Source organism: Cereibacter sediminicola, assembly GCF_007668225.1.
GTDB lineage: Bacteria > Pseudomonadota > Alphaproteobacteria > Rhodobacterales > Rhodobacteraceae > Cereibacter_A > Cereibacter_A azotoformans.
Map to the genome: position 1 here is coordinate 62,113 of NZ_VDEK01000005.1, position 25,590 is coordinate 87,702.

Below are 25,590 nucleotides of genomic sequence, written 5' to 3' on the forward strand. Positions count from 1 at the left end.
GGGGAAAGCAGATGCTCAGGACGATCACGATCGGAAGCTGCGTCTCGGTTCAGGGTCTTCTCATCGGTCAGCTCGCCGATGGCAAGGTGATGGTCCGGGTCGATGAAAAGACCTTCGTCGGATACCCGATTCCATCGAAACGCGCCGCCTGATGATCCTGCGGGCGGGCGGCCCGGAGTGTTGAAGGAAAAGGCCGGGCAAGCGCCCGGCCTTTCTTTTTCGGCAGAAGACCTGCGGATCAGGCGAGCTTGCGCTCGACTTCCTCACGCTCGAAGATCTCGATGACGTCTCCGGCACGGATGTCCTCGTAGCGTTCGAAGGCCATGCCGCACTCCTGACCGGACTGCACTTCCTTGACCTCGTCCTTGAAGCGCTTGAGCGTCTTCAGCGTGCCTTCATGGATCACCACGTTGTCACGCAGCAGGCGCACGCCGGCCGAACGCCGCGCCACACCCTCGGTCACCAGGCACCCCGCGACGTTGCCGACGCCGGTGATGCGGAAGACCTCCTGGATCCGGGCATAACCGATGAAATGCTCGCGCACTTCGGCCTTGAGCAGGCCCGAGGCAGCCTTCTTCACGTCGTCCACGAGATCATAGATCACGCTGTAGTAGCGGATCTCGACGCTCTTCTGATTCGCGGCCTGACGCGCCGAGGCGTTGGCCCGGACGTTGAAGCCGATAACCGCCGCCTGCGACGCCTCCGCGAGGCCGATGTCGGTCTCGGTGATCGCGCCCACGCCGTAGTGGAGGACGCGCACGCGGACCTCCTCGTTGCCGACCTTCTCCAGCGCCTGGACGATCGCTTCGGCCGAGCCCTGCACGTCGGCCTTGATGACCACCGGCAGCTCCGCCACGTCGGCATCGGCCTTGGCCTTCGCCATCAGCTGTTCCAGCGTCGTCGCCGCGCCCGCAGCCGCACGCTTGTCACGCGCCGCCTTCTCGCGGTAGTCGGCGATCTCGCGGGCCTGGGCCTCGGTCTCGACCACGTTCAGCACGTCACCGGCTTCCGGCGTCCCGTTCAGACCCAGAACCTCGACCGGGACCGACGGACCGGCCTCGTCCACACGCTCGCCCTTGTCGTTGACCAGTGCGCGGACCTTGCCCCACTGCTGACCCACGACGAAGATGTCGCCGCGCTTGAGCGTCCCGTGCTGCACCAGCACGGTGGCGACCGGGCCGCGGCCCACGTCGAGCTTGGCCTCGATCACCGCCCCCTGCGCCGCCCGCTTGGGGTTGGCGCGAAGGTCGAGAAGCTCGGCCTGAAGCGCGATGTTCTCGAGCAGCTCATCGAGCCCCAGACCCGTCTTCGCCGAGACCTCGACATCGAGCACGTCCCCCGACATCTTCTCCACGATGACCTCGTGCTGAAGCAGGTCGGTGCGGACCTTGTTCGGATCGGCGTCCGGCTTGTCGATCTTGTTGATCGCGACGATCATCGGCACCTTGGCCGCCTTGGCATGCTTGATGGCCTCGACGGTCTGCGGCATCACCGCGTCGTCCGCGGCCACCACCAGCACGACGATGTCCGTCACCTGCGCGCCGCGGGCGCGCATCGAGGTGAAGGCCGCGTGGCCCGGCGTATCGAGGAAGGTCAGCACCGCGCCGCTCTCGGTGGTCACCTGATAGGCGCCGATGTGCTGCGTGATGCCGCCGGCCTCGCCCGAGACGACGCTCGTCTTGCGGATCGCGTCCAGAAGCGAGGTCTTGCCGTGGTCAACGTGGCCCATGATCGTGATGATCGGCGGACGCGGCTGGAGATCCTCCGCCTTGTCCTCGACCGTGTCGATCACATGCTCCACGTCGGCGTCCGAGACGCGGACGGCGCGGTGGCCGAATTCCTCGATCACCAGCTCGGCCGTGTCGGCGTCGATGGACTGGTTCATCGTGACCATCATGCCCATCTTCATGAGCGCCTTGACCACGTCGGCCGCCCGCTCCGCCATGCGGTTGGCGAGTTCCTGCACCACGATGGTTTCCGGCAGCTGCACGTCGCGCACCTGCTTTTCGGCCTTGTGGCCGAAGCCCATCGCCTTCTGGCGGGCCTTCTCCTGCTTGCGCTTCATCGCGGCGAGAGAGCGCGTGCGCCCGCCCTCGCCCGAAAGCGCCTCGTTCAGGGTCAGCTTGCCCGAGCGGCGCGAATCGTCCTTCTTGGTCGTGCGGTCACGATCGGCCTCGCGCTCGCGCTCCTTGCGCGTGGGCGGAAGACCCGGCTTGGCCGAGGTCGGCGCCGAAGCGCGCGAGTCGGCCGCGCTCGGCTGCGTTGCGGCCGGAGCCGGGGCGGGCGCACGCTTGGCCTCTTCGGCGCGGCGAGCGGCCTCTTCGGCCTCGCGGCGGGCGCGCTCCTCTTCCTCGGCCTTCTGGCGCAGGGCTTCGGCGCGCTCACGCTCTTCGCGCTCCTTCGCCTCGAGCTCTTCGCGCCGGCGCTGGCGTTCTTCCTCGCGCTGGCGCTCTTCGTCGGCGCGGCGCTTGGCGTCCTCGACTTCGCGCAGCTTGGCAGCGCGCAGGGCGGCGAGGCGACGCTCCATCTCGGCATCCGAGATGCCGGCGGGGCGCTTCGCCGGGTCGCCGAGGTGCGACGGCGAACTCGTCGTGGTCGAAGACCCCGAAGCACCCGGCTTCGGAACGACCACGCGCTTGCGCTTCGTTTCGACCAGGACGCTCTTGGTGCGGCCGTGGCTGAAGCTCTGCTTCACCTGGCCCGAACGCGAGCCGCCACCCAGGCCGAGGGGTTTCTTGCCGTCTGTATCGCTCATGCGTCTTTCGTATCCCTTCCGGCGGCCCTGCCGCCGATCTGCCCGCGAAGCCCGGCCAGTCTGGCCGCTTCATCCTGAACGCGCGTCGTGAGTCCACCAGCCGCGAGCGCGCCGTGTATCGCATGTTCACGGCCGAATGCCAAACCCAATTCCCGGGCAGTCAGACAGCCGATGAACGACCTCTTTCCACTGGGCGGATGCAGCTTCGATTTGCCGCGCTCCGACCCGTCACTGGCCTGGATGAGAACTTTCGCCTCATCCTTGGTCAGCCAGTCCTTCACCTTCTCGTATCCGGCGACCGCCTCTCCCGCCTTGCGAGCAAGCGAGATCAGATCGATCACCCTCCGCGCGAGCTGCGCCTCGACCAGATCGACCAGCCCCTCCGGCACCTTCACCGGCTGGCGCGCGGCACGGGCGAAAAGACCTTTTGCCGCGGCCTTCTCGATCGCCTTGCGGTCGGCCGAGACATACATGCCCCGCCCGGGCAGGCGTCCGAGAATGTCGGGCACCACCTCGCCCTCGGGGCCCAGCCCGAAGCGGATCAGGCCGGCCTTCGGCCCGCTCTCGCCCGTGGCAAGGCAGCGCCTTTCCGGCTCGTCCCGCATGTCGTCCCGGCCCCCGCGAGTCATCGGCTTCGCGAGGCTCAGGCCTCGCCCTCCGTCTCTTCTTCCTCTTCGGCCGTCTCAAGCTCGGTCGGATCGACCCAGCCGAGCATGACGCGCGCGGTCATCACCAGATGTTGCGCTTCCTCGAGGCTCACGTCGAACTTCTCGAGGACACCTTCGTCCTTCACCCGCTGGCCGTTCACCGTGGTCCAGCCGCCGGCCAGTTCCCAGTCGGCGCAGGTGGCGAAATCTTCCAGCGTCTTGATGCCGTCCTTGGCCAGCGCCTCGAGCATCTGCGGCGTCAGCCCCTCGAAATTGGCCAGAGAATCCTCGAGCCCGAGGGCGCGGGCGGATTCGAGCGCCTTGCGGTTGGCTTCTTCCAGATGGTCGCGGGCACGGGCCTGAAGTTCGGCGGCCGTATCCTCGTCGAATCCATCGATCGAAAGGAGTTCCTCAGGATCGACGTAGGCGACTTCCTCAAGGTTCGTGAACCCTTCGGACACCAGAAGTTGGGCCATCATCTCGTCGATATCAAGGGTCTCCATGAAGAGATTCGTCCGCTCGGCAAATTCGGCCTGGCGACGGGCCGATTCGTCGGCCTCGGTCATGATGTCGATGTCGAGCGCCGTCAGCTGGCTGGCGAGCCGGACGTTCTGGCCGCGGCGGCCGATGGCGAGCGAGAGCTGCTCGTCGGGCACCACCACCTCGATCTTGCCGGCTTCCTCGTCGATCACGACCTTGGACACTTCGGCCGGTTGCAGCGCGTTCACGAGGAACGTGGCCTGGTCCTGATTCCACGGGATGATGTCGATCTTCTCGCCCTGAAGCTCGTTCACGACGGCCTGAACGCGGCTGCCGCGCATGCCGACACAGGCGCCCACCGGGTCGATCGAATTGTCGTAGGAAATGACGGCGATCTTCGCGCGCGAACCCGGATCGCGGGCCACGGCCTTGATCTCGATGATGCCGTCGTAGATTTCCGGCACTTCCATCTTGAAGAGCTCGGCCATGAACTGCGGGTCGGTCCGCGACAGGAAGACCTGCGGGCCACGGGCCTCGCGGCGTACGTCCTTGATGTAGGCGCGGATGCGGTCGTTCGGGCGATAGCTTTCGCGGCCGATCTTCTCGTTGCGGCGCAGGATGCCCTCGCCGCGGCCGATGTCCACGATGATGTTGCCGTATTCCTCGCGCTTGACCACGCCGTTGATGATCGTGCCCTTGCGGTCCTTGAACTCGTCGAATTGCCGGTCGCGCTCGGCCTCGCGGACCTTCTGCAGGATCACCTGCTTGGCCGATTGGGCGGCGATCCGGCCGAGGTCCACCGGAGGCACCTCGTCGATGATCTCGTCGCCGATCTGGGGATCGGACTTGTAGCTCTTCGCCTGTTTCACCGTGATCTGGGCGTGGTGATTCTCGACCGCCTCATCCTCGACCACGGTGCGGATGCGCGCGAAGGTGGCGCGACCCGTCTTGCGGTCGATCTTCACCCGGATGTCGAGGTCCGAGCCGTAGCGCGACTTGGCGGCCCGCGCGAGGCTTTCCTCCATCGCCTGGATCACCAGATCGGGGTCGATCATCTTCTCCCGCGCGACCGCCTCGGCGGTTTGCAGCAGTTCAAGCTGGTTGGCAGAGGTGATTGCCATGGGCGTGCTCCGGGTTGGCGGTCAGTGGCGGGTGATGGGCGTCTCGGCCTCGTCGGCCTCCTCGCCTTCGGTTTCCTGAATCTCGTCGAACTGGCTCTCGTCGAACGTGCCGCCGGCCTTCTTCTGGCGCAGCATCTCGGCGATCAGCTCGTCGGTGAGGATCAGCTTGGCATCCGACAGCCAGTCGAACTTCAGCCCGATGGTCACGAAGCCGTCCTTGCCGTCCTCGATGGTGATGAGAACCTCATCGCCCTCGGTGCCGGCCAGCTCGCCCTTGAAGCGGCGGCGGCCGTCGATCAGCTCGGCCGTCTCGATCCGCGCCTCGTAGCCCGCCCAGGCGTCGAAATCCTTGAGCCGGGTCAGCGGGCGGTCGATGCCGGGGCTGGAGACCTCGAGCGTATAATTGTCCTCGATCGGGTCCTCGACATCGAGCACGGCCGAAACGGCGGTCGAGATCTCGGCGCATTCGTCCACGACGATGCCGCCATCCGGCCGGTCGGCCATGATCTGCAGCGTGCGGGTCTTGCCGCTCATCAGCCGGAGGCGGACGAGCTCGAATCCCATGCCCTCGATCACCGGCGTCACGATGTCGGCGAGGCGGCGGTCAATGGCGGTCTTGGCGACGAGGTCGGACATGGGAACCCCAAAACGAAAAAACGGGCCGAGCGGCCCGTTGCGATCATCGGTGGAGCCGTCGGGTTTGGAGGCCGAGGCGCCGCTATGAAGGCGCGTATAGGGCCAAACCCCGTTCGACGCAAGCGCCGATTGACAGGCGGCGCCCCGCACGATCCTCGCCCGGTATGGAAACCTTGCCGTTTGTCGGCCGAGCGGGGATAAGGTCGCAATCCCTGCCGATCCACATTTCCAGAGGTCTCCATGAACCACGAAGAACTCGTTGCCCTCATCCGCCGTCTCGCGCTGGAAGCGGGTGACCGGATCATGGAGGTTTACAACAGCCCGGACTTCGAGGTGAAGGCCAAGTCCGACGCCAGCCCCGTGACCGAGGCCGACGAGGCGGCCGACCGGCTGATCTCGGCCGGGCTGCGGGCGGCCTACCCGGACCTGCCCCTCATCACCGAGGAACAGGCCGAGTCGCACCGGCTGAGCGCGCGGACCTTCCTGATCGTGGACCCGCTCGACGGAACCAAGGAGTTCGTCCAGCGCCGGGGCGACTTCACCGTGAACATCGCCTATGTCGAGGAGGGCGTGCCGGTCCGCGGGGTCGTCTATGCTCCGGCCAAGGGGCGGCTGTTCTACACCCAGGCCGATGGCACGGCCGTGGAGGAGACCGGCGCCCTCGACAAGATGAAGCCCGGCAACCTCCGCCGCCTCTCGGTCTCCAGGCCGGACAACGGCGCGCTCATGGTCGTGGCCTCGAAGTCGCACCGCGACCAGGCGACCGACGACTACATCGCCCGATATGCCGTCAAGGACATGACGAGCGCGGGATCGAGCCTGAAGTTCTGCCTCGTGGCAACCGGCGAGGCCGATCTCTACCCCCGCCTCGGCCGGACGATGGAGTGGGACACGGCCGCCGGCGATGCGGTCCTGCGCGGCGCCGGGGGTGCGGTGGTGCGGTTCGACGACCATCAACCGCTCGGCTACGGCAAGGAGGGCTGGGACAATCCCTTCTTCATCGCCTACGCGCCGGGCGTGACCCTGCACGGCTGATGCGCCACCGGGCCCCCTCCGGCCCGGCTCCATCGAGATTGCGGCGGGCACGGCGCCCGCCGTTCCAGCCCCGGAAGGTGCCATGTCCGTCCTGATCGTGATCCCCGCCCGCTACGCCTCGACCCGCTATCCCGGCAAGCCGCTCGTCGCCCTGCGCGACCCGGACGGCACCGAAAAGATCCTCATCCAGCGCAGCTGGGAGGCCGCGATGGCCGTCCGCGGCATCGCGCGCGTGGTCGTGGCCACCGACGATGCGCGAATCCTGGACGCGGCCGAGGGCTTTGGCGCCGAAGTGGTGATGACCTCTTCGGATTGCCGGAACGGCACCGAACGGTGTGCCGAGGTGGCCGCGGCGCTGCCCGGCTCCGAGATCGTGGTGAACCTGCAGGGCGATGCGCCGCTGACCCCGCCCTGGTTCATCGAGGATCTGATCGAAGGGTTGCGCGCCGATCCCTCGGCCGAGGTGGCCACACCCGTCCTGCGCTGCGACGGGCGGGCGCTGAACAGCTTTCTCGCCGACCGCCGCGCCGGCCGCGTGGGCGGCACGACAGCCGTCTTCGGGGTGACGCGCCACGCGCTCTACTTCTCCAAGGAAGTGATCCCCTACACCGGCCGCCCCTATGCCGACGCCGAGGCGACGCCGGTCTTCCATCATGTGGGCGTCTATGCCTACCGCCCTTCGGCGCTGGCGCTCTATCCCGACTGGCCCACGGGCCCACTCGAAGAGCTGGAGGGGCTGGAGCAGCTCCGTTTCGTCGAGAACGGCCGCCGGGTGCTTTGCGTCGAGGTCGAGGCCCGCGGCCGGCAGTTCTGGGAGTTGAACAATCCCGAGGACGTGGCCCGAATCGAGGCCATGCTTTCCGAGATGCAGGCGGGATGAAGCCGCGCCTGATTGCGACGGCAGATTTACGCCTTTCGGCCGGTCGGCTTGCCGCCTGCAACAAGGCTGCGCACCTGCGACTTTTGGATGTGCGACCGGTGGATATTCTGTAGAATCTTATCCACAGGAGGGAACTTTCCCTACCGGCGCCAAATTGCCGACATATCGCCGCAATAAGGTGCGGTGGGTTCCAACTCCGTGTAAGTTGCACGGTGCCTGCGGATCAGGGCAGGCGAAGCAGAGTGAGAGCTATGACAACAAAAAAGGTTACCAAAGCCGTTTTCCCGGTCGCCGGGCTTGGAACGCGCTTTCTGCCGGCGACCAAGTCGATCCCGAAAGAGATCATGACGCTGGTTGACCGCCCCCTGATCCAGTATGCGATCGACGAGGCGCGGGCGGCCGGCATCAAGGAATTCATTTTCGTCACCTCGCGCGGCAAGAGCGCGCTCGAGGATTATTTCGACAATGCCCCGGAACTCGAGGCGGCGCTGAAGAAGCCGGGCAAGGAGCATCTGCTCGAGGTGCTGGAAAGCACCAACATGGAAAGCGGCGCCATCGCCTACGTCCGTCAGCACAAGGCGTTGGGCCTCGGGCACGCCGTCTGGTGCGCCCGGCGGCTGATCGGAGACGAGCCGTTCGCCGTGATGCTGCCCGACGACGTGATTGCGGCGGAAAAGCCGTGCCTCCAGCAAATGGTCGAGGCTTACGAGCAGACCGGCGGCAACATGGTGGCCGCGATGGAGGTGCCGCCAGAGAAGGCGTCGGCCTACGGCGTGCTTTCGGTCGAGGAGGACATGGGCTCGATCGTCAAGGTCAATGGGATGGTTGAAAAACCGAAGGAAAATCCGCCTTCGAACCTCGCGGTGATCGGGCGCTACATCCTGACGCCCAAGGTGTTGAACAACCTGAACCGCAAGAAGGAAGGTGCCGGCGGCGAGATCCAGCTGACAGACGCGATCGCCGAGGAGATCGAGGGTTCGGGCAAGGTGTATGGCTTCCGGTTCCGCGGCCAGCGGTACGATTGCGGCTCGAAGGCGGGCTTCCTGCAGGCGACCGTGGCCTTCGGTCTCGCCCGGCCCGAGTTGCGCGAAGAGTTCTCGGGATACCTGAACGACATGATGGCTCTCGAGAGGGCCGCCCAGTAACCGGGGCCCGGGCCGGCGGCTTCGTGACCCGAACGCGACTTCGCTCGCGTGCGGGATCTCGAGCCGCTGACGGCATCGGCCGGATGGAGGCAGTCTGTCTCCCATTCTCGCGGCGGGACAAGCCGAAGCTTGACCTGCTGCGCACGTCATCTGGACCAGACACGCCGACGATGTCATCGGCGGCGCGCGGCGGCGAGGGCCAGGAACTCACCGGAGCGGGCGCAGCAGGTTTTCAATCTTTTGCCGCGTACGAACGCTCTCTTCGAGGACGTTCCGACCGTCATGGAGAGAAACAGCGGTCTTCTCCAGCGCCTCGACCACCTTGCCTGCAGAGGCCGCCTGAGGCGCAGCATCGTCTGTCTCTCGCGTCACCTCATCATTCGGACGATCTGCAGCTCGGGGGCCAGGAGCGGTAACTGGCGGGATGGCGTGGTCAGTCTCTTGCGTCTCCGATTGAAGCGGCAGTTCCACGGGCATGATGGCAAGGCCATTCGGGGACACATCACCCCCTCTCCACCATCGGTCGGCTGATGCCTCCAGGCCGAGACGGCGCAGCCGGTCCGCCAAGCCCTGGCGCGTGGCCTGAGGCAACGTTGGCAGCCCATCGGAGTCCGCCACAACGGCATGTTCGAGCAGGCTGCTGTCGGGACCGAACGCAGCGAGGAGACGCCAGATGTCCTCGTCCGTTTCAGGGGCAAGGTCGTGACGCGCAAAGGCCTGATCGAAGTCACCGCTCAAAGCAAGGGCAAGTCGGTAAGCTCGGCCCAGCACCGCCTCCAGTCTGGTACCTCGAGCTTCATGATGCATGGCCGCCAATTGCAGCACGTCGTCTGCACTCGGCGCCTCCCCATCAGCGGCCTTCTGTTCGATCAGCAGCGCGAGTGCCTCACCGCCCATGGAACCCGGCTCTGCCTTTACGCGCTCAAGGTCAGCGAGGGGGAGAGGTTCCCCTGCGACCATCATGAGGCGTGCACCCGTCAGGGTCACGCCCGCGCTTGGGTCCTTGTTGCCGCGCATCATGATCTGCCGGATTTCTTCGGCATTTGCGAGATCGCCCTGGTTCATGAATGTCTCGGCCAACCCGGGGCCGAGCGTCTGGCGCAGGTGTCGCGGCAGCGAGGAGAAGGCGCGCAATACGGCGGGAGCATTGGCAGCCCGGCGGCTCGTGGGCGGATCGGCGAGCACCGACCAGAGCGCGGCGGCCGTATCGCAGGTCGCCATCGAGGAAAGGGGCCCCCCCGGCTGTCTTTCTCCGTCGAGAACACGCGCCATCGTCTCCCATATCTTGCGATCGGCGCTTTTGAACGTGAAGGTCTCAAGCAGGAGCCGGGCCTCTGCTCCGAAGCCGAGACCGAGGTAGAAGCGGACAGCGGCCGCAATGGCCTCCGGCTGAGGCTGGTCGAATTCACCGGCCAGGCCCGTAAGCGCCGCACTCATTTGCTCGGCAACAGGCCGATCGTCCAGCCAGGAAGCAACATCCATCCTCTCATCGCCCGGACATTCGGCGCCCGTGGCGGTGAGCTTTGCTGGATCGTGCTCGAGCGCCGAGATTCCATACCCTGGCTCCGGCAGGATCCGAACATTCGCTTCAGCATCGGTCGCAGGTGCGGCACTTTCCGCCGGCGGCGGCTTCTCGACGAAATCGACAGCTCCGGCGGCCGCGCCGCGGCTGAGTTGCTCGACCAGCGATTGACGCATGGCCGCTAGGAACGGTTGCTCCAAGGGCAGCGCGGGCGCAGCTTCGAACGGCCGCCTGTCGGCTGTCCGCCAATCGTAGGGAGGCGGAGAGGAAACGGGACGCGAACGCGGCCTGGTCTCGGACATGCCGGGCTGCGGCAGGGGCCGCTCATGGGCAGCCCCCGCAAGGGCTGCCCCATCATGAATATCAAGGACGATCACGCCGGGCCGAATCTCGGTGGGCTTGATGTGACAGGCGCAGGAAAGGCCAATCCTGAGGTCGCCATTCGGAGCCGGCTCCAGCGACCCGAGGCGCTGGCGCGTGATCACGCGGAAGGCGCTCGACAAGGCGAACGTGCGATTTCCCGGTGACAGGCGGAGGGCGTAGCCCTCGCTCGACCGGCCGAGTTGCCAGGACCGGATGCTAGGATCCTCCACAACAAGTCTGGTGAAACCCGGATGCTCTCCCGTACGGACCGTCACCGGCTCTGCACCTGCGACAGAGCTTGCGGCCAGGAGGGCGAGAACGGAGCCCATGCCGATCCTTGTCATGCCGCCTCCTGTTTCAGGGCGCGGATCGCTTCCTCGAGATCCGTGAAACTGGGCCGGACATGATGCGGCGTGTTCTGCCGCCCGACTTCGATGCACATGTTCGCGGGGTGATTGTGGAGATTCGCAATCAGCACCTCGCGGATCAGATTGTAGAAATGGCCATCCTCCTCGATCACGGCCCGCACCCGGGTCGCGAACGGACCGACGAGGCCATAGGCCAGGAATACGCCGAGGAATGTTCCCACCAAGGCACCGCCGATCATCTTTCCCAGAACCTCCGGCGGCTGATCGATGGAACTCATGGTCTTGATCACCCCCAGAACGGCGGCGACAATCCCGAGGGCCGGCAGTGCATCCGCCATGGATTGCAGAGCATGGCTGGAGTGAAGGGCGTGGTGCTGCGCCTTCTCGACCCGTTTGTCGAGCACCTCTTCGACCTGATGCGGATCATCGTAATTCATCGAGGCCGCGCGGAGCGTATCGCATATCAGCTCTATCGCGTCGTGATCGTGCTGGATCTTCGGATAGCGCGAGAAGACCGGGGACGCCTCCGGGTTCTCGATATGCTCCTCAAGGCCGACAGGATTGGCCTTGGCAATCCGCACAAGCTCGAACAGCAGGCACAGCAGGTCCCGATAGTCCGTCGGTTTCCAGCGCGGCCCCTTGAATACCTTTCCGACGTCCTTGAGTGTCTGCTTGACCGCAGAAAGGTCGTTGGAGAGCAGGAAGGAGCCAACCGCGGCGCCGCCGATCATGATCATCTCGAACGGCAACGCCTTCAGGATGATGCCGATCTTTCCGCCGGCCATCATGTAGCCGCCGAACACCATCACGAACAGCACGATGACGCCGACGATCCCGAACATGACCAACCTCCTGCTTGTGGTGCGGCCGACCTTCGCAGGGCGACGTTAAGAAAGCCTCACTCGGTGGGCGCGAGCGCATTCCGCCCCGCGAGCAGGACGCTGACACTGTAAGCCGCCTCCGGCGACATGCCGGACATGACGGCCGCGGCCGCCTCGGGCTGCATGCGGCCCATGAAGCCCGCCGCAAATTCCGGAGCCATGGCTTCGAACAGAGCCGCAGCCTCCTTCGGCTTCATGGATTCGTAGACGCTGGTGAGGCGGGCCACATCATTCTCAGCAGCCCCGTCGGCGCGCGCGATGGTCTCGCTCAGGGAAGCCTCGGCTGCTGCCAGTTCGGCAAGCCGCTCTCGTACAAGCACTTCCGCCTCGTCGAGTGCGGCCCTGCGGTCCTCCATCGCCCGCTCCTGCGCCCGAACCTCCGATGCGCGTTCGCGCAATGCCTCGGCAAGGGCGAGAGGCGGCTCCGGGCAGTTGAGAGGCGCATCGGACACCGATTTCTCCGGGACCCGCGCCATCGCGGCACCAATCCCCGAGCCCAGGCGCATCGCGGCTGAGGACGCGAGCAGCAACGCGAGCAGCACGAGGGCCCCGCGCGCGCGAAAGCGACGGGAGGTCATGCGCGCGCCTCGGCTTCATCGCGGTGGGATCGGCGGCGCACGAAGCGGAGACGTCGCTCGGCCTCAGCCTCCTGCTCGGCCCGCGGATCCCCACCCGTGTCGGGCAGGTCGTGCATCGAGGCCAGCAAGAGCTCGAGTCGGGCCGCAACCGCCTCGGCCCGCTCCGTCAGCGATTCGAGGGAACTGGCCGAGACCATGGCCGCACCGCGCGCCTTCTCCAGCGCGCGGGTCATCTCGTCCACCTGAGAGGACAGCACGGCGATCGCACCGCCCATTCCCCCCTCGAGCGTCGCAAACCGCTTGAGCCGCTGAGACAGCACATAGCAGTAAAGGGCGGCGCCGAATGCACCGCCGGCCATCAGGATGTCCGCAATGAAATCCATTCTCGCCTCCTAGTTCAGCACGAATTCGGTCACCAGCAGGTCACGCACGCGGCCTTCTCCGGTGACCATCTGGATGCGGCGCAGCATCTGCGCGCGCAGCTCGACCAGAGCGCCGGGATTTTCCAGGCGCGAGACGGCCACAGCCCGCAGGTAGCCGTTGATGACATCGATGATCCGCGGCATGAGGAGCGCAACATCGGCCGCATTTGCCTTCGCAACCTCGAGTTGCGCGGTGAATCGCAGATGGGAGAGCGTCGAGTCGCGGCCCAGGCTGATGACGATCGGATCGATGGGCACAAAGGCAATATCGGGCAGCGGAACCGGCCCCGCCTCCACCGTGGGACCGCCGTGCCCTTTGGACAGGATCAGGCCCGACCAGGTCGCGTAGAATCCCCCACCGCCCAGCGCCAGGGCCAGGACAACGCCGCCGATCAACGGCATCAGTGACCGCTTCTTTCCAGTTTCGACTTGATCCGCCGCCGCATCCGCCATGATCGACTCCTTCCCTCGCAGTCGATCTATAGGCGAGATCCTCCTAACCGATTGTTAAGCCACATCCGTCATTGATTGTCCGGCGAGGCAGAAGCCCCAAGTCGGAGACCGAAGTGCAGAATCTGATTTCCATCTGGAACGATCTTGACGGGCGCCGCCGCGCCATCGTCGTCGGGGCGACGCTGGCCATGTTCCTTGCCATCTTCGGCCTGTCGCAGTTCGCGAACAAGCCGAACATGGCCCTTCTCTATGCGGGCCTGCAGGACGCGGCCGCGGGCGAGGTCGTCGCGGCTCTTGAAGCGCAGGGCGTGGCATATGAAGTGCAGGGCGATTCGATCCATGTCGATGCGAGCCGGCGGGACGAGCTGCGAATGAAGCTGGCGGGTGAGGGGCTGCCTGCCACGGGCACGGCGGGATATGAGCTGCTCGACGGCTTGTCCGGCTTCGGCACGACGTCGCAGATGTTCGACGCCGCCTATCTGCGCGCGAAGGAAGGAGAGCTTGCCCGGACGATCCTCGCCAGTCCGCAGGTCAAGGCGGCGCGTGTGCATATCGCGCAAGCGGCCGCGCAGCTGTTTCAGCGCGAGCGCAGGCCCACGGCCAGCGTCACGGTGACGACATCGGGCGGCACCCTCACCATGGAACAGGCGCGGGCCTTCAAGCACCTGATCGCCTCCGCCGTGGCGGGAATGCAGCCTGAGGATGTCTCGGTTATCGACACGGTTGGCGGCCTTATCCGTGCGGGTGACACCGGAGACGGCATCGCGGGCGCAGCCGGCACCCGCGCAGCAGAACTGCGCCGCAACGTGGAGCGCCTGCTCGAGGCGCGGGTGGGTCCGGGCCGTGCGGTCGTCGAAGTCAGCGTGGATGTCGAGACCGCGAGCGAGACGATCGTGGAGAAGACCTTCGATCCGAAGGGGCGCGTGCCCATCTCATCGGAGTCGCAGGAAAAAACCAGTTCCTCCACACAGCCCGCGCCCGATGTGACGGTGGCCTCGAACCTGCCGGAAGGCGATGCCGCGGGTGGCTCTGCCGGCAAGTCGAACTCGAGCGAGACGCGCGAGACAACCAACTACGAGGTATCGCAGACGCAGCGCGAGCTTCTGCGCCAGCCTGGCACGGTCCGGCGCCTCACGGTCGCCGTGCTGGTCGATGGCATCAGGACTGCCGGAGAGGATGGACAGCTGACCTGGCAACCTCGGCCCGAAGAGGAACTGGCCGTGCTTCGCGAACTGGTCGGTGCGGCCGTCGGGCTGGACGATTCGCGCGGCGACAATCTGACCCTGCGGTCGCTGATCTTCGAGGCTCCGCCGGAACTCGGGACACTGGCTGAGGCTGGAGTGCTGGGTCGCCTGGGTAGCTTCGACCTGATGAGCCTGATCCAGATGGCGGTGCTGGCGCTCGTGGCGCTGGTTCTGGGCCTCTTCGTCGTGCGACCGGTGTTGACAGCGCGGCGCGAGCAGGCCCTGTCGTCGGGAGCACCCCCGCTCGCCCTGCCCGGCTACGGCGGCAGCAACGAGGCACTGACGGGGGAAATCGACGACAGCACCGATCTGCCCGATTTCCCGATGGTGGCCTCGGCTCCGCTCGATTTCGACGATGAACCCGATCCCGTCGCGCGCCTGCGCCGACTGATCGAGGAACGGCAGGCCGAGTCGGTTGAAATCCTGCGCGGCTGGATGGAACCGCAGCGTGAGGCTCCGTGATGGCGATCCGGCTCGAGACATTCGAGGTCGAGGCTGAAGAGGCATCGGATCTTGTCGTGACGGACACAACGGCCATCGAGAACGGCCGCCTTGCCTCCTACGAAGAGGGTTACAGCGCCGGCTGGGAGGACGCGGTCAAGGCGCAGGCGGCGGATCAGGCGCGCCTGCAGAGCGAGCTCTCAAGGAACATGCAGGCTCTGGGCTTCACGTTCCACGAAGCGCGAATGCATGTTCTGCGCGCCCTGGAGCCCCTGATGGAGGCGCTCGTTGGCCGCATTTTGCCCGAGATGGCGCGGGAAACGCTGGCTCCGGTGGTGCTCGAGACATTGATGCCCTTGGCCGAGCAGATGGCGGAGACGCCCGTCACCCTCCTGGTCAATCCCTCGGTGCGCCCCGAGATCGAGGCGCTGCTCGGCCAGGCGACGGGACTCCCGCTGTCCCTTGTGGACGAGCCAAGCCTGGGAGACGGGCAGGTGTCGCTGCGTCTGGGGGAGGCGGAGACACGTGTGGACTTGGACCGTGCGGTGAATGAGATCGCGGGCGCGGTGCGCAGCTTCTTCGATCTCGACGAAAAGGAGATCCGTCATGGATGAGGCCGACCAGAATCCCTTCAGCCAGGTCCCGATCGAGATCACCATCTCGGTCGGCCGAGCGCGCCCCCCCGTGCGCGAGTTGCTGAAGCTGCAGCGAGACGCGGTCCTGGCGCTCGATCGGCGCGTGGATGATCCCGTTGACCTTTATGTCGGCGACCGGCTGATCGGGCGGGGCGAGCTGACCGAACTCGAGGGCGATCAGGCAGGGCAGCTCGCGGTTCGGCTTACCGAGGTCGCCAACCTTCGGGGCGGACTGTGACGCGCATGTTCATGCCCCTGCTGCTGCTAGCCGCCACGGCTGCACCGGCGGCGGGGCAGTCCCTCTCGGTGGATTTCGGTGACGGAAGCTCTCTCACCACGCGCAGCATCCAGCTCATCGTGCTCATCACACTCCTCAGCCTCGTGCCTGCCCTGGGGATGATGATCACCTGCTTTCCCTTCATCGTGACGGTGCTCTCGATTCTGCGGCAGGCGATCGGGCTGCAGCAGGCGCCGCCCAACATGCTCATTGTCAGTCTCGCGCTCTTTCTGACCTGGTACATCATGGACCCCGTCTTCACCGAGGCCTGGACCCGGGGCATCGAGCCGCTCACCCGAAACGAGATCGACATTCAGCAGGCGCTCGTCCTGGCCAGCGCCCCGTTTCGGGGCTTCATGGCCGCGCGTCTCGACCTCGAGACGTTCTCGACGCTTCAGGCGCTGAGGCCGGGCGAGATCTCGCCGCCAATCGATGCGCCGTTCTCGGTGCTCGTCCCGTCGTTCCTGCTCTCGGAGATCCAGCGCGCCTTCGAGATCGGCTTCCTGATCTATCTGCCGTTTCTGATCATCGACCTGGTCGTGGCTGCCGTCCTCATGTCCATGGGGATGATGATGGTGCCACCCGCTGTCGTCTCCATGCCCTTCAAACTGGCCTTCTTCGTCGTTGGTGACGGCTGGAGCCTGATCTCCGGCGCTCTTGTGCGAAGCTACTTCTGAAACTCCGCCGTCCAGAGCCGAAAGCGCTCCTGCCCGGTGGCCTCGCGGATCAGGCCAAGATCGGTCAGACGCTCGAGGTTGCGCTGGACGGACGCGCGGGACGAGCCGGTTTCGGCCTCCGCGACCGGGGCGGAGAGCAGTGGCCAACGGCAGAGCGCCTCGATCAGTCGGGGTGGTGTCCTGCCGGACAGGCCGGAGATGCGGGCAAGCGCGCTCGTGCGCCAGTCGTCCAGCCGGTCCAGCAGCCGCAGGAGCGACCAGGTTGCCTGATTCGCTCCGGCGTACCAGCGCGCGAGGCGCTCTTCCGGCGTGCCTCCTGGCCGAAGGGCCGTGGCTCCTCCGGAAGCGAGGGGCAGAAAGGCCTGCGACCGGCCTTCCACGGCCGCCGCGCGGGCCGCGACCACGGCCGCTTCCATGCGCCGGCTTTCGGCTCCGCCGGAAATCAGCGTCCAGCCGTGAAATCCCATGGCGGCCCGCGTGATGGGATGGAGCCCGAGCGAAGCCCCCTCCACATCACGCCAGTCCATGAGCCAGTCCGCTTCCTCGGGTCGCCCGACAAAGGCAGCGAGGCCGGTTTCGGGACCGGGGCCGGAAACCAGACGGCGGGCAGCCCATGCGGCACGCGACAGGGCAAGGCTGTCTTCGTGCGCCGCTCCCAACCGGAGCGCCATCCAGAGCGAAAGTCGGTCTGCCGTCACACGATCACCGACCCACCAGCTGATCTCCGAAGCCTCGAGAACCGCCAGGCGTTCGCGCGCCCCCGGAGACGAAGCCCGCAGCCGCTCATCCAGGGCTCCGAACCGCTGGGCAGCCCGCGCGAGTTCGGGGGCGAGCGCCGATTCGGCACGTCGCCACTCCGCCGCCCGCAACAGATCCTTGCGATCAGCCTGAGGCAGGGGCGCGCAAAGCGACGGCTCCTCCTCGTCGAGATTGCAGGGGTCGAACCAGAGGTCATCGTCAGCCGTCGCCCGGTCGTAGAGGGACGGCAAGGTCTCATCGGGATCGCACTGGGGCCGCTTCATCGTGCCAGCATACCACCGCTGCGGGAGCGAAGGGAGGGTGCGTCCCATTGCCACACAAGTGGTCTTTACCCTGCCGGGGAACATCGGCATCCTGCGCCAGTCTCCGAACCGGAGAAGTTCCACGGAGAGCCCGATGCTCGTCGCACTTGACAAGATTTTTGCCGAAGATCCATCACCCTACGTTCTTCTGAAGCGCGATTTGACAATGATCTGGGCGAATACCGCCTACCTGCGTGCAACCGGGCGCACGCGCGAGGACATCATCGGCAAGTGCATGACCGAGGTCTTTCCGGCCGACCCGGACTCCATCCCTGACCAGATGCTCCGCGGCTCCTTTCGCAGGGTGATCGAGCTGGGGCGGCCCGACCATCTGCCGCTCATTCCCTACCCGATTACGAGCGCCGACGGCCGGAAGGAGGAACGGTTCTGGAGCGCGACGAACACGCCGATCAAGGATGCGGACGGGCAGGTCGAATTCATCCTGCAGAACACCAACGACATCACGGCGCTCTATCGTGAGGACGGGGTCGGCGCGCAACCTTCGGATCAGGCGCGGATGATCCGGCGCGCCGAGGCGGTGACGCGCGAGAACCTCGAACTCGGAAGCGCGATCGATTTCTTCCGCAGCGCGTTCGACCAGGCGCCGAGCTTCATGGTCGTGCTCGAGGGCCGGGATCATGTTTTTCGCATCGTGAACCAGGCGTACCTGCAACTCGTGGGGCGTCGCGACCTGGTGCATCGCACGGTGCGAGAGGCGCTGCCGGAACTCGACGGCCAGGGGTTCTTTGAACTTCTGGACGAAGTGTTCCTGACCGGCCGGGCGTTCACCCGCCGCGCCGCGCCGGTCCTGCTGCGCAACGGCGCCGAGATTGACCGCAGATATGTCGATTTCATCATGTGCCCGCTTCGGGGGCCGGATGGGGATGTGCGGGGCGTCTTCGTCGAGGGCCATGACGTCACCGGTCAGAAGCTGGCCGAAGCCGAGGTAATCGAGACGCGCGAGCGGTTCCGGCTGATGGCGCAGACGATGCCCAACCACGTCTGGACGGCGAGGACCGATGGCAGGCTCGATTGGATCAATGATCGGTTGCGCGACTACTGCGGTCTCCCGGCCGAGGACCTGGTGGGAGCGGCGCCCATGTCCATCCTGCGTCCCGACGACAGGGAGCGCGCACTGCAAGCCTGGTCGAGCTCGCTGACGCAGGGCGTTCCCTTCGAGCAGGAGGTCCGCATCCGGCGACATGACGGTGCCGATCGGTGGCACCTCTCGCGGGCCTTGCCGATCCGTGACGACCAGGGACACATCCTGCGGTGGGTCGGCACGAACACGGATATCGAGGATCGCAAGCTTGCCGAGGAAGCGATCGCCGGGCTGAACGCCACGCTCGAGGAACGGGTCGAGCAGCGCAACCGCGAGCTGGAGGAACTGAGCGACACGCTGCGGCAGAGCCAGAAGATGGAGGCCATCGGAAATCTCGCAGGTGGAATAGCACATGATTTCAATAACCTGCTGCAGACCATCACGGGCAGCGTGCAGCTGGCTCTTCGATCGCTGGACGAAGGACATGCGGCCCGCCCCCGCCTCGACCAGGCCCTGAGCGCCGTCGGGCGCGGTGCAACTTTGGCGTCGCAGCTGCTGGCCTTTGGCCGCCGGCAGCCCCTGGCGCCCCGCGTGATCAATCTAGGCCGGCTGCTGAGGGACGCCGACCATATCGTCCGCAGCGCCGTGGGCGAGGGCATTGAGGTCGAGACGGTCGTGGCGGGCGGGCTGTGGAACACCTGCGTGGATCCGGCGAATGTCGAGACGGCTCTCCTCAACCTCGCGATCAATGCGCGCGACGCCATGGACGGCCGCGGGCACCTCACGATTGAAATCGGCAACTCCTGGCTGGACGATGCCTACACCAAGGGGATCCAGGATCTGGCACCGGGCCAGTATGTGATGCTGGCAGTGACCGACACCGGCTGCGGCATGGCCCCCGACATCATCGAGCGCGTGTTTGAACCTTTTTTCACCACGAAGGCGGAAGGGCGCGGCACGGGGCTGGGAATGTCCATGGTCTATGGATTCGTCAAGCAGTCGGGCGGACATATCAAGATCTACAGCGAGGTCGGCAACGGCACCTCGATCAAGATCTACCTGCCCCGCTCCCTCGATGCGGAAGATGCTGCGAGACCTCCGGCGATCGGTCCCATGACCGGTGGCGACGAGACGATTCTGCTGGTCGAGGATGACGAGCAGGTGCGTCTCACCGCGGCGGGCCTACTTCATGATCTGGGTTATGCGGTCCTGCAGGCCCGGGATGCCGATCGCGCGCTGACGATCGTCGAAAGTGGCGCACGCATCGATCTGCTCTTCACCGATGTCGTCATGCCCGGGCAGCTGAACAGCCGGCAGCTGGCAGAGAAGGCCCGGATGCTGAGGCCCGGTCTTCCCGTGCTCTTTACCTCGGGTTACACGCAGAATTCCATCGTGCACGGGGGCCGGCTTGACAGCGGCGTGCACCTGCTCAGCAAGCCCTACACGCAGGAGGCCCTGGCACGGAAGATCCGCGAAGTGCTCTCGACGGGCGGCTCTCCGAGCTCGCCGCTGGCACCCGCGCGCCATGTGCTTGTGTGCGAGGACGATGTCATCATCCGTATGAACCTTGCCGAGACGCTGGCCGAGGCCGGCTACCGCGTTACTCAGGCAGGCGCAGGTGGCGCCGCCCTCATGCAGATCAGGCAGGAAGCCCCGGACATGCTGCTCGTGGATCTCGGCCTGCCTGACATGAGCGGCCTCGAATTGGCCCGGACGGCCCGGACCATCCACCCGGACCTGCCAATCCTGTTCGCAACAGGCGACAGCCAGATCCCCGATCTCGAGTTCAGGCCGCACGCCGACGTGCTGATCAAGCCGTTCGGAGACGAGGCCATGCTCGAGTGCGTGGCGCGGCTCCTGGCAGATGAGGTCATTTCACGATGAACTCGGCATGAAGTGCTCCGGCGGCATGGATGCTCTTGAGGATGTCGATCATGTCATTCGGGGCCACCCCGAGAGCGTTCAGGCCGGCGACAACGCGAGACAGGGTGGTCTCCGAGGGGATCTCGGCAAGCCCTGTGCCCTCCCGTTCCTCGATGGATGCGCGCGTGCGGGGCACGACAATCGTTTCGCCCTGACTGAACGGGTTCGGCTGAACAACGGCAGGCTGCTCTTCGACGCGCAACGTGAGCCCGCCCTGTGCCACGGCCACGCGGCTGATCCGCACATCCTCGCCGATCACGATCGTCCCCGACCGCTGATCCACGACGACTCGCGCAACCATCTGCGGCTCGACCGCAAGGTTCTCGATGCGGCCCAGCGTGTGGGCGGGTGAGGGCGAGCGCACCCGCGCAAGATCGAGCGAGACCGTGCCGGCGTCGAGCATGGCGGCCACACCGCGACCAAGCTCTCGGTTGATCCGCTCCTCGATGCGACCGGCCGTGGTGAAATCGGGCGTCCGCAGGGCGAGCCGGACGTTGTTCAGGCTCGCAAAATCGAAATCCACCTCGCGTTCGACGCGCGCGCCTTCGGGGATCATGCCGGCGGTCGGAACACCCCGGACCACGCGCGCAGCCTGCCCCTCGGCCGCGATGCCACCCGCGATGATGGCGCCCTGCGCCACGGCATAGATCTGCCCGTCGGCGCCGTTCAGAGGCGTCATCACCAGCGTGCCGCCCAGAAGGCTCTTGGCATCCCCCATTGCCGAGACCGTCACGTCGATCTGCGCCCCCGCCCTCGCGAAAGGCGGCAGCGTGGCGGTGACGAAAACGGCGGCGACGTTTTTCGGTCGATACTCCTCCCCAGTCACGTTGACACCCAGCCGTTCCAGCAGGTTGGACATGATGTCTTCGGTGAAGGGCGAGTTGCGCAGCCCGTCGCCCGTTCCGTTGAGGCCCACGACCAGCCCGTAGCCGACCAGGTCGTTTCCGCGCACACCGTCAAAGCGGACCAGATCCTTGATCCGGATCTGCCCGGCGGAGGCCGAGGATGTCAGGCAGAGAAGCAGGACAAACAGCCGGATCAGCATCACAGATAGTCCGTCAGGCTCAGGCGGCTCAGGCGCGCGGTAAGGCTGTAGAGCGTCTCCAGCTGGGACTGGGTGGCCTGCAGCAGACTTGCCGCCTCATATTCGTCGATCCCCAGCAAGTCCTTGCGCGCGATCTTGAGAGCGGTCGCCTCCGCGGCTGCAGCGCTGGCAGCCTGCTCGATCCTCGCTTCCGTCCGGCCCAGACGCGCGGCCAGATCCACACGTTCGCCTTGACCCTGGAGAAGGACATTGCCCGCAATCTGGGCCAGTTCCGCCCGGTCGGCCGACGCGCCCGCCAAGGCGCCCCGGTTGAGCATTGCCGCCATGGCCAGCCCCTTCAATGTCTCCCGCAGGGCGGGATCGTTTGCCGTCACATCAAGCGTGACCTTCTCACCGGAACCGACAGTCACCGGGGCCAGCACATCCCCCCCGCCATAAGCGAGGGTCGCATATCCGGCAGGGCTGTCGAACCAGTTCCCGATTGCCGCCTGGACATCGGCGGCGCTTGTCGCACCTGCCGCGACGGTCTCGAGCAGGCCCAGAAGAGCGTCGGCGTCCATCACCGCGGCCGCTTGCGGTCTGGTACCTCCAAAGATCGAGCGGTCGCCGACCTGGGTGTTCAGGGCCGAAACGGCGCTTCGGAAGGCTTCTTCGGCCTGTTCACCCAGCTGATCGATCGTCATGCTCGAGCCGCCAGGCGTCAGGCTCAGAAGATCGAGCGAGAGCCCGGAAGCCACTCCGTCCATCTGCGCGAGCGCCGTCTGCATGGCAGAGGCGGTCATCGCTGTCTCGGCCGTTATGGAAGAGCGTGCGGCGAGGAGAGCGAGACTGGAATCCATGCGGTTGAGGACGGCGAGGTCGCCACCGACCTTCCTGCGCGTATCCGCCGCAAGGCCCGTGATCACTTCCGTCGACAGGCGCTGCGCGTCGGTCTTCAGGGCCACGTTCTGTCGCCGGAGCATGAAGTTCCGCGCGAGATCGCCCAGGGAAACAGCGCTCATCTACATCTCCAGCAGATATTGAAGAAGGGCATCGCAGGCCGTGACCACCTTGGCGTTGGCCGCGTAGGCGCGCTCGAGCAGGAGAAGCTGCTCGAGTTCCTTGTCGGTATCGACACCGTCCCCCAGGACGAGGACCTGAAGCTCGTCGCGCCTCGCCGAGGCGAAGCTCGCCTCCCGATCGGCGGAAAGCAGCGAGGAGGACAGGCTCGACACGATCTCGGTCGCGAGGCCTGCAAAGCTGAAACTGCCCTCGATGTCCGCCGGGGAATAGACAACACGACGATCGAGGGCCGCACTCATGGCGTTGAAGAGCGTGCCGTCTCCCGTGCTGCCGCCTGGCGACTGGAGACCGTCACGCAGATATCGCAGCGCCCCTCCCTGTTCTGGATCAACCGAACCGTTCACGCTGATGCGGCCGGCCAGCCCTCTTGTATTTGCCGCGTCAAAGGCAAGACCGTCGTCGGTGAAGAGACCTGCGTCCCCGGCGGACAGACTGGAGTCCGCAGCCGTGAACCGCTCGATCAGGTCCTGGGCCAGCATGTCGAGCCTTTGCTGCTCGTTCGGCGCGAGCGTGTCGCGCACGGCAAAGGCCGCCGAGAGCGAGCCGCCATCCATCAGGCCCGGATCGCCCGGCACGCCGATCGGCCTGCCATTCATGGTCAGACCGCCCAGGGACGAAGACGCCGAGACCAGTCCCGGTGTCGGCGTGAAGCCGATATCCGCGACGCGCCCGTCCAGCAGGGCGGCCCCGCCCGTGGTGAAGAGCGCGATCTGGCCATTCTCCCGCTCGATTTCGCGCAGCGGCACGATGGTGGCCATGCTGTCCACCACCCGCTGCCGTTCATCCTCGAGCGCGGAACTGTCGCGCCCGGTCACCCGGAGGCGTGTGATGCGGAGGTTGAGATCCCTCACACGCTCCAACCCCGCGTTCAGTTGGTCCACCTGATCCGCAATCGAGGCATCCGCGTCGCGACGTGCCGTCAGCACCGCGTCGGACGCCGCGTTCAGGCCGGATGCCAGCGCCTGAGCCTTGTCCAGCACATCCTGCAGCCGAACCGTCGACTCAGGCCGGCTGGCGGCCGAGGCGAGAGCGGCCGAGAGGTCCGTGATGCGGGAAAGCAGAGAGCCTTCCGCTGTGTCCCCCACGACCTTTGCAACGGTCGCGTAAAAGGCAGACCGCGTGTTGCGGTCGCCCGTCGTCGCGTCCGCAAGGCGTCGATCGCCAACCAAGGTCATGTCGATGATGCGATCGACGCCCACCACCCGGACGCCCTGCCCTTCGCCGCCGTAAGCCCGGGCGGACACCTCGAGCTCGCGCCGCGCAAAGCCTTCGGTCAGGGCGTTGGCGATGTTGTTCGCGGTATTCTCGACCCCTCGCGACGTGACGGTGAGACCGGAAAGCGCGCTCGACAGGGCGGTGGTGATGCTCATCTCTCAGCCCCGTCAGCGCTTGAGGTTGGTGGTTTCCTGCAGCATTTCATCCACGGTCTGGATGATCTTCGCGTTGGAGGAATAGGCGCGCTGGGTCTGGATGAGGTTCGTCAACTCCTGCGCCACGTCCGTTGTCGAACCTTCGCGTGCATACCCCACGACGTCACCCGTCGGGCCGTCGCCCGCGTCCCACAGATAGAAAGAGCCCGAATCCGGCGAAATCGCGAAGGTCTGGTTGTTGAGCGCCGTCAGCCCGTTGTAGTTCGGCACGTCCACCAGAGGGATCTGATAGATGACCCGCGTGAATCCGGTGTCGTAGGTGGCCTTGATATAGCCTCCGGCATCGATTTCGACGCCGGTCAGGTTGCCTACGGGCGATCCATTCTTGGTGATGCCGGTTTGCGCGAAGTCGCCCGAAACCTGCGTGAGGGCACTGGCGCTGCCCGGTCTGCCAAGCGTCAGATCAAGCGTGTTGGCCGCGCTGCCGCCGACGGCGAGCGTCACTTGGCCCGTGGTGCTGCTATAGGGAGGGGAGGCCGTGGGGGTGCCTGTTCCGTAGGGATCCACATCGAAAGTGACCCCTGCAACCGGAGAGAAGGTGCTCCGCGGCGTGACGGCCGGAGACCCGGGGGGCGTGGCTCCCGAGAGATCGAGAAGCGTGCCGCCGCCACTCCGCGCGTCACTGAACTGCAACTCGTAAATACCAATCGTCCGGTCAGAGCTGGCCGAATCCTGGATGACCATTGTCCACTTGTTGGTGGGTGAGTCCGCTGCAGTCGTCGGGACCGTCGGATAATAGCTCACCTGCAGGGTCTCGGACGTGCCCAGGTTGCCAAAATATTCGACCGCCACCGTCAGGGGAGAGGCGGACGCGCCCAGCTTGGTCCGCTCAGCAGGAAGATTGACGCCCAGGTTCATTCGCGTCGTCGGATCGGCTGCCGTCTGATTGGCCGCGATGACCACCGGCTGAAGCTGGGAGATGGAGTCGCGCGACATCGTGGGGACCGTCCCGTCAGCGTTGGCGGGCCACCCGAGCAGCACAAGCCCCGTATCCGTCTTCAGAACGCCATTGGGATCCGTCTTGAACGACCCCGTACGGGTCATGAGCAGCGCGTCATTTCCCGTCGTGCTGCCCAGCGATGTCTCACGCACAACCGGCAGCATGCCACGGCCCGAAATGGCGATGTCCATCGCATTCGAGGTCGAGACAATCGCCCCCCGCTCCTCGACCAGTCGCAGGGTGTTCGCCCGGACGCCACCCGCCGAATAGGTGCCCGAATTCGCCGACTGGGTGATCACCATGCTTTCGAAATCGGCGTCGGCGCGCTTGTAGCCATAGGTGCCGGAGTTCGCGATATTGTCGGCAATGCTGGCGAGCTTGGTGGCGTTGGCATAAAGTCCGGCCACTCCCGCGTTGAGCGAGGATGAGATGGTCATGGAGGAAAGCGCCTTTCTGCTGCTTCGGGCCTTGTCCTTCCGAAACTGCGCGCGGCGCCTTAACACCGCGCTAACATCAGCGCCCGACCG

23 protein-coding genes are annotated in these 25,590 nt (G+C 65.9%); 9 read left to right on the forward strand and 14 right to left on the reverse strand.

Annotated features, from left to right (window positions below):
• Nucleotides 1-11 precede the first annotated feature (11 nt).
• Nucleotides 12-152 (forward strand): hypothetical protein, encoded by a 141-nt coding sequence (locus tag FG154_RS05290; protein WP_044248362.1) that lies wholly within the window; start codon nucleotides 12-14, stop codon nucleotides 150-152.
• An 86-nt stretch (nucleotides 153-238) separates the two neighbouring features.
• On the opposite strand, the gene infB is transcribed toward FG154_RS05290, so the two are convergent.
• Genes infB through rimP form a run of 4 tightly spaced genes read right to left on the reverse strand, consistent with a single transcriptional unit; the run spans nucleotide 239 to nucleotide 5,639 of the window.
• Nucleotides 239-2,755, reverse strand: a complete 2,517-nt coding sequence (gene infB, locus FG154_RS05295; RefSeq protein WP_145104984.1) for a translation initiation factor IF-2 — start codon at nucleotides 2,753-2,755, stop codon at nucleotides 239-241.
• A complete protein-coding gene (locus FG154_RS05300; protein WP_145104986.1) occupies nucleotides 2,752-3,384 on the reverse strand; it encodes an RNA-binding protein in 633 nt (210 codons plus the stop codon). The genes infB and FG154_RS05300 overlap by 4 nt, the downstream gene beginning before the upstream one ends.
• Nucleotides 3,385-3,398: 14 nt before the next feature.
• On the reverse strand, nucleotides 3,399-5,003 hold the full coding sequence (gene nusA, locus FG154_RS05305) for a transcription termination factor NusA (RefSeq protein ID WP_145104987.1): 1,605 nt from the start codon (nucleotides 5,001-5,003) through the stop codon (nucleotides 3,399-3,401).
• 21 nt (nucleotides 5,004-5,024) lie between these two features.
• Nucleotides 5,025-5,639, reverse strand: a complete 615-nt coding sequence (gene rimP, locus FG154_RS05310) for a ribosome maturation factor RimP (protein ID WP_145104990.1) — start codon at nucleotides 5,637-5,639, stop codon at nucleotides 5,025-5,027.
• Nucleotides 5,640-5,879: 240 nt separating this feature from the next.
• On the opposite strand from rimP, the gene cysQ reads away from it, so the two are divergent.
• The 3 genes from cysQ (at nucleotide 5,880) to galU (ending at nucleotide 8,699) form a co-directional block, all read left to right on the forward strand.
• Nucleotides 5,880-6,674, forward strand: coding sequence for a 3'(2'),5'-bisphosphate nucleotidase CysQ (cysQ, locus tag FG154_RS05315; RefSeq protein WP_145104992.1), 795 nt, complete (start codon nucleotides 5,880-5,882; stop codon nucleotides 6,672-6,674).
• 82 nt (nucleotides 6,675-6,756) lie between these two features.
• Nucleotides 6,757-7,554 (forward strand): 3-deoxy-manno-octulosonate cytidylyltransferase, encoded by a 798-nt coding sequence (locus FG154_RS05320; RefSeq protein WP_145104993.1) that lies wholly within the window; start codon nucleotides 6,757-6,759, stop codon nucleotides 7,552-7,554.
• Nucleotides 7,555-7,805: 251 nt separating this feature from the next.
• Nucleotides 7,806-8,699: a UTP--glucose-1-phosphate uridylyltransferase GalU gene (gene galU / locus FG154_RS05325; RefSeq protein ID WP_145104995.1), complete on the forward strand. Its 894-nt coding sequence runs from the start codon at nucleotides 7,806-7,808 to the stop codon at nucleotides 8,697-8,699.
• Nucleotides 8,700-8,906: 207 nt separating this feature from the next.
• Here the strand turns inward: galU and FG154_RS05330 are convergent, their stop codons facing one another.
• The 5 genes from FG154_RS05330 to FG154_RS05350 are packed head-to-tail and all read right to left on the reverse strand — an operon-like array spanning nucleotide 8,907 to nucleotide 13,286.
• Nucleotides 8,907-10,928, reverse strand: coding sequence for a hypothetical protein (locus tag FG154_RS05330; protein WP_145104998.1), 2,022 nt, complete (start codon nucleotides 10,926-10,928; stop codon nucleotides 8,907-8,909).
• Complete coding sequence (motA, locus tag FG154_RS05335) at nucleotides 10,925-11,794, reverse strand: flagellar motor stator protein MotA (protein ID WP_145105000.1); 870 nt, start codon at nucleotides 11,792-11,794, stop codon at nucleotides 10,925-10,927. The genes FG154_RS05330 and motA overlap by 4 nt, the downstream gene beginning before the upstream one ends.
• 56 nt (nucleotides 11,795-11,850) lie before the next feature.
• On the reverse strand, nucleotides 11,851-12,411 hold the full coding sequence (locus FG154_RS05340; protein WP_145105002.1) for a MotE family protein: 561 nt from the start codon (nucleotides 12,409-12,411) through the stop codon (nucleotides 11,851-11,853).
• Nucleotides 12,408-12,794: a hypothetical protein gene (locus FG154_RS05345; RefSeq protein ID WP_145105003.1), complete on the reverse strand. Its 387-nt coding sequence runs from the start codon at nucleotides 12,792-12,794 to the stop codon at nucleotides 12,408-12,410. The genes FG154_RS05340 and FG154_RS05345 overlap by 4 nt, the downstream gene beginning before the upstream one ends.
• Nucleotides 12,795-12,803: 9 nt before the next feature.
• Nucleotides 12,804-13,286 (reverse strand): flagellar basal body-associated FliL family protein, encoded by a 483-nt coding sequence (locus tag FG154_RS05350; protein ID WP_145105005.1) that lies wholly within the window; start codon nucleotides 13,284-13,286, stop codon nucleotides 12,804-12,806.
• A 113-nt stretch (nucleotides 13,287-13,399) separates the two neighbouring features.
• Between FG154_RS05350 and fliF the strand changes: the two genes are divergently transcribed.
• From fliF to fliP, 4 genes are read left to right on the forward strand one after another with little or no spacing between them, the layout of a single operon-like run.
• Entirely contained in the window at nucleotides 13,400-14,992 is a 1,593-nt protein-coding gene (gene fliF / locus FG154_RS05355) for a flagellar basal-body MS-ring/collar protein FliF (protein ID WP_246100133.1), read from the forward strand.
• Nucleotides 14,992-15,585: a FliH/SctL family protein gene (locus tag FG154_RS05360; RefSeq protein WP_145105010.1), complete on the forward strand. Its 594-nt coding sequence runs from the start codon at nucleotides 14,992-14,994 to the stop codon at nucleotides 15,583-15,585. The genes fliF and FG154_RS05360 overlap by 1 nt, the downstream gene beginning before the upstream one ends.
• Nucleotides 15,578-15,844 (forward strand): FliM/FliN family flagellar motor switch protein, encoded by a 267-nt coding sequence (locus tag FG154_RS05365; RefSeq protein ID WP_145105011.1) that lies wholly within the window; start codon nucleotides 15,578-15,580, stop codon nucleotides 15,842-15,844. The genes FG154_RS05360 and FG154_RS05365 overlap by 8 nt, the downstream gene beginning before the upstream one ends.
• Nucleotides 15,845-15,849: 5 nt before the next feature.
• Entirely contained in the window at nucleotides 15,850-16,560 is a 711-nt protein-coding gene (gene fliP, locus FG154_RS05370; RefSeq protein ID WP_145105013.1) for a flagellar type III secretion system pore protein FliP, read from the forward strand.
• Here the strand turns inward: fliP and FG154_RS05375 are convergent.
• A complete protein-coding gene (locus FG154_RS05375) occupies nucleotides 16,551-17,582 on the reverse strand; it encodes a hypothetical protein (protein WP_145105016.1) in 1,032 nt (343 codons plus the stop codon). The two genes, fliP and FG154_RS05375, sit on opposite strands and share 10 nt — an antisense overlap.
• 133 nt (nucleotides 17,583-17,715) lie before the next feature.
• Here FG154_RS05375 and FG154_RS05380 point away from each other — a divergent pair, with 133 nt between their 5' ends.
• Nucleotides 17,716-20,547 carry a hybrid sensor histidine kinase/response regulator gene (locus tag FG154_RS05380; RefSeq protein WP_145105018.1) on the forward strand — a complete coding sequence of 944 codons (2,832 nt, stop codon included), beginning with the start codon at nucleotides 17,716-17,718 and terminating at the stop codon, nucleotides 20,545-20,547.
• On the opposite strand, the gene FG154_RS05385 is transcribed toward FG154_RS05380, so the two are convergent.
• Genes FG154_RS05385 through FG154_RS05400 form a run of 4 tightly spaced genes read right to left on the reverse strand, consistent with a single transcriptional unit; the run spans nucleotide 20,534 to nucleotide 25,500 of the window.
• Nucleotides 20,534-21,631, reverse strand: coding sequence for a flagellar basal body P-ring protein FlgI (locus FG154_RS05385; protein ID WP_145105020.1), 1,098 nt, complete (start codon nucleotides 21,629-21,631; stop codon nucleotides 20,534-20,536). The genes FG154_RS05380 and FG154_RS05385 overlap by 14 nt on opposite strands.
• On the reverse strand, nucleotides 21,631-22,632 hold the full coding sequence (locus FG154_RS05390; protein ID WP_145105022.1) for a flagellin: 1,002 nt from the start codon (nucleotides 22,630-22,632) through the stop codon (nucleotides 21,631-21,633). Before FG154_RS05390 ends, FG154_RS05385 begins: the two co-directional genes overlap by 1 nt.
• Nucleotides 22,633-24,063, reverse strand: coding sequence for a flagellar hook-associated protein FlgK (flgK, locus tag FG154_RS05395; protein WP_145105023.1), 1,431 nt, complete (start codon nucleotides 24,061-24,063; stop codon nucleotides 22,633-22,635).
• A 12-nt stretch (nucleotides 24,064-24,075) separates the two neighbouring features.
• Entirely contained in the window at nucleotides 24,076-25,500 is a 1,425-nt protein-coding gene (locus FG154_RS05400) for a flagellar hook protein FlgE (RefSeq protein ID WP_145105025.1), read from the reverse strand.
• Nucleotides 25,501-25,590 lie beyond the last annotated feature (90 nt).

Coding starts and splice junctions, on each gene's coding strand:
- FG154_RS05400 (WP_145105025.1), bottom strand. CDS start 25,500: ATGACCATCTCATCCTCGCTCAACGCGGGAGTGGCCGGACTTTATGCC.
- FG154_RS05375 (WP_145105016.1), bottom strand. CDS start 17,582: ATGAAGCGGCCCCAGTGCGATCCCGATGAGACCTTGCCGTCCCTCTAC.
- FG154_RS05360 (WP_145105010.1), top strand. CDS start 14,992: ATGGCGATCCGGCTCGAGACATTCGAGGTCGAGGCTGAAGAGGCATCG.
- FG154_RS05385 (WP_145105020.1), bottom strand. CDS start 21,631: ATGCTGATCCGGCTGTTTGTCCTGCTTCTCTGCCTGACATCCTCGGCC.
- fliP (WP_145105013.1), top strand. CDS start 15,850: ATGTTCATGCCCCTGCTGCTGCTAGCCGCCACGGCTGCACCGGCGGCG.
- FG154_RS05345 (WP_145105003.1), bottom strand. CDS start 12,794: ATGGATTTCATTGCGGACATCCTGATGGCCGGCGGTGCATTCGGCGCC.
- FG154_RS05380 (WP_145105018.1), top strand. CDS start 17,716: ATGCTCGTCGCACTTGACAAGATTTTTGCCGAAGATCCATCACCCTAC.
- FG154_RS05350 (WP_145105005.1), bottom strand. CDS start 13,286: ATGGCGGATGCGGCGGCGGATCAAGTCGAAACTGGAAAGAAGCGGTCA.
- FG154_RS05320 (WP_145104993.1), top strand. CDS start 6,757: ATGTCCGTCCTGATCGTGATCCCCGCCCGCTACGCCTCGACCCGCTAT.
- FG154_RS05290 (WP_044248362.1), top strand. CDS start 12: ATGCTCAGGACGATCACGATCGGAAGCTGCGTCTCGGTTCAGGGTCTT.
- FG154_RS05390 (WP_145105022.1), bottom strand. CDS start 22,632: ATGAGCGCTGTTTCCCTGGGCGATCTCGCGCGGAACTTCATGCTCCGG.
- motA (WP_145105000.1), bottom strand. CDS start 11,794: ATGTTCGGGATCGTCGGCGTCATCGTGCTGTTCGTGATGGTGTTCGGC.
- FG154_RS05330 (WP_145104998.1), bottom strand. CDS start 10,928: ATGACAAGGATCGGCATGGGCTCCGTTCTCGCCCTCCTGGCCGCAAGC.
- rimP (WP_145104990.1), bottom strand. CDS start 5,639: ATGTCCGACCTCGTCGCCAAGACCGCCATTGACCGCCGCCTCGCCGAC.
- galU (WP_145104995.1), top strand. CDS start 7,806: ATGACAACAAAAAAGGTTACCAAAGCCGTTTTCCCGGTCGCCGGGCTT.
- FG154_RS05365 (WP_145105011.1), top strand. CDS start 15,578: ATGGATGAGGCCGACCAGAATCCCTTCAGCCAGGTCCCGATCGAGATC.
- FG154_RS05300 (WP_145104986.1), bottom strand. CDS start 3,384: ATGACTCGCGGGGGCCGGGACGACATGCGGGACGAGCCGGAAAGGCGC.
- infB (WP_145104984.1), bottom strand. CDS start 2,755: ATGAGCGATACAGACGGCAAGAAACCCCTCGGCCTGGGTGGCGGCTCG.
- nusA (WP_145104987.1), bottom strand. CDS start 5,003: ATGGCAATCACCTCTGCCAACCAGCTTGAACTGCTGCAAACCGCCGAG.
- FG154_RS05340 (WP_145105002.1), bottom strand. CDS start 12,411: ATGACCTCCCGTCGCTTTCGCGCGCGCGGGGCCCTCGTGCTGCTCGCG.
- flgK (WP_145105023.1), bottom strand. CDS start 24,063: ATGAGCATCACCACCGCCCTGTCGAGCGCGCTTTCCGGTCTCACCGTC.
- cysQ (WP_145104992.1), top strand. CDS start 5,880: ATGAACCACGAAGAACTCGTTGCCCTCATCCGCCGTCTCGCGCTGGAA.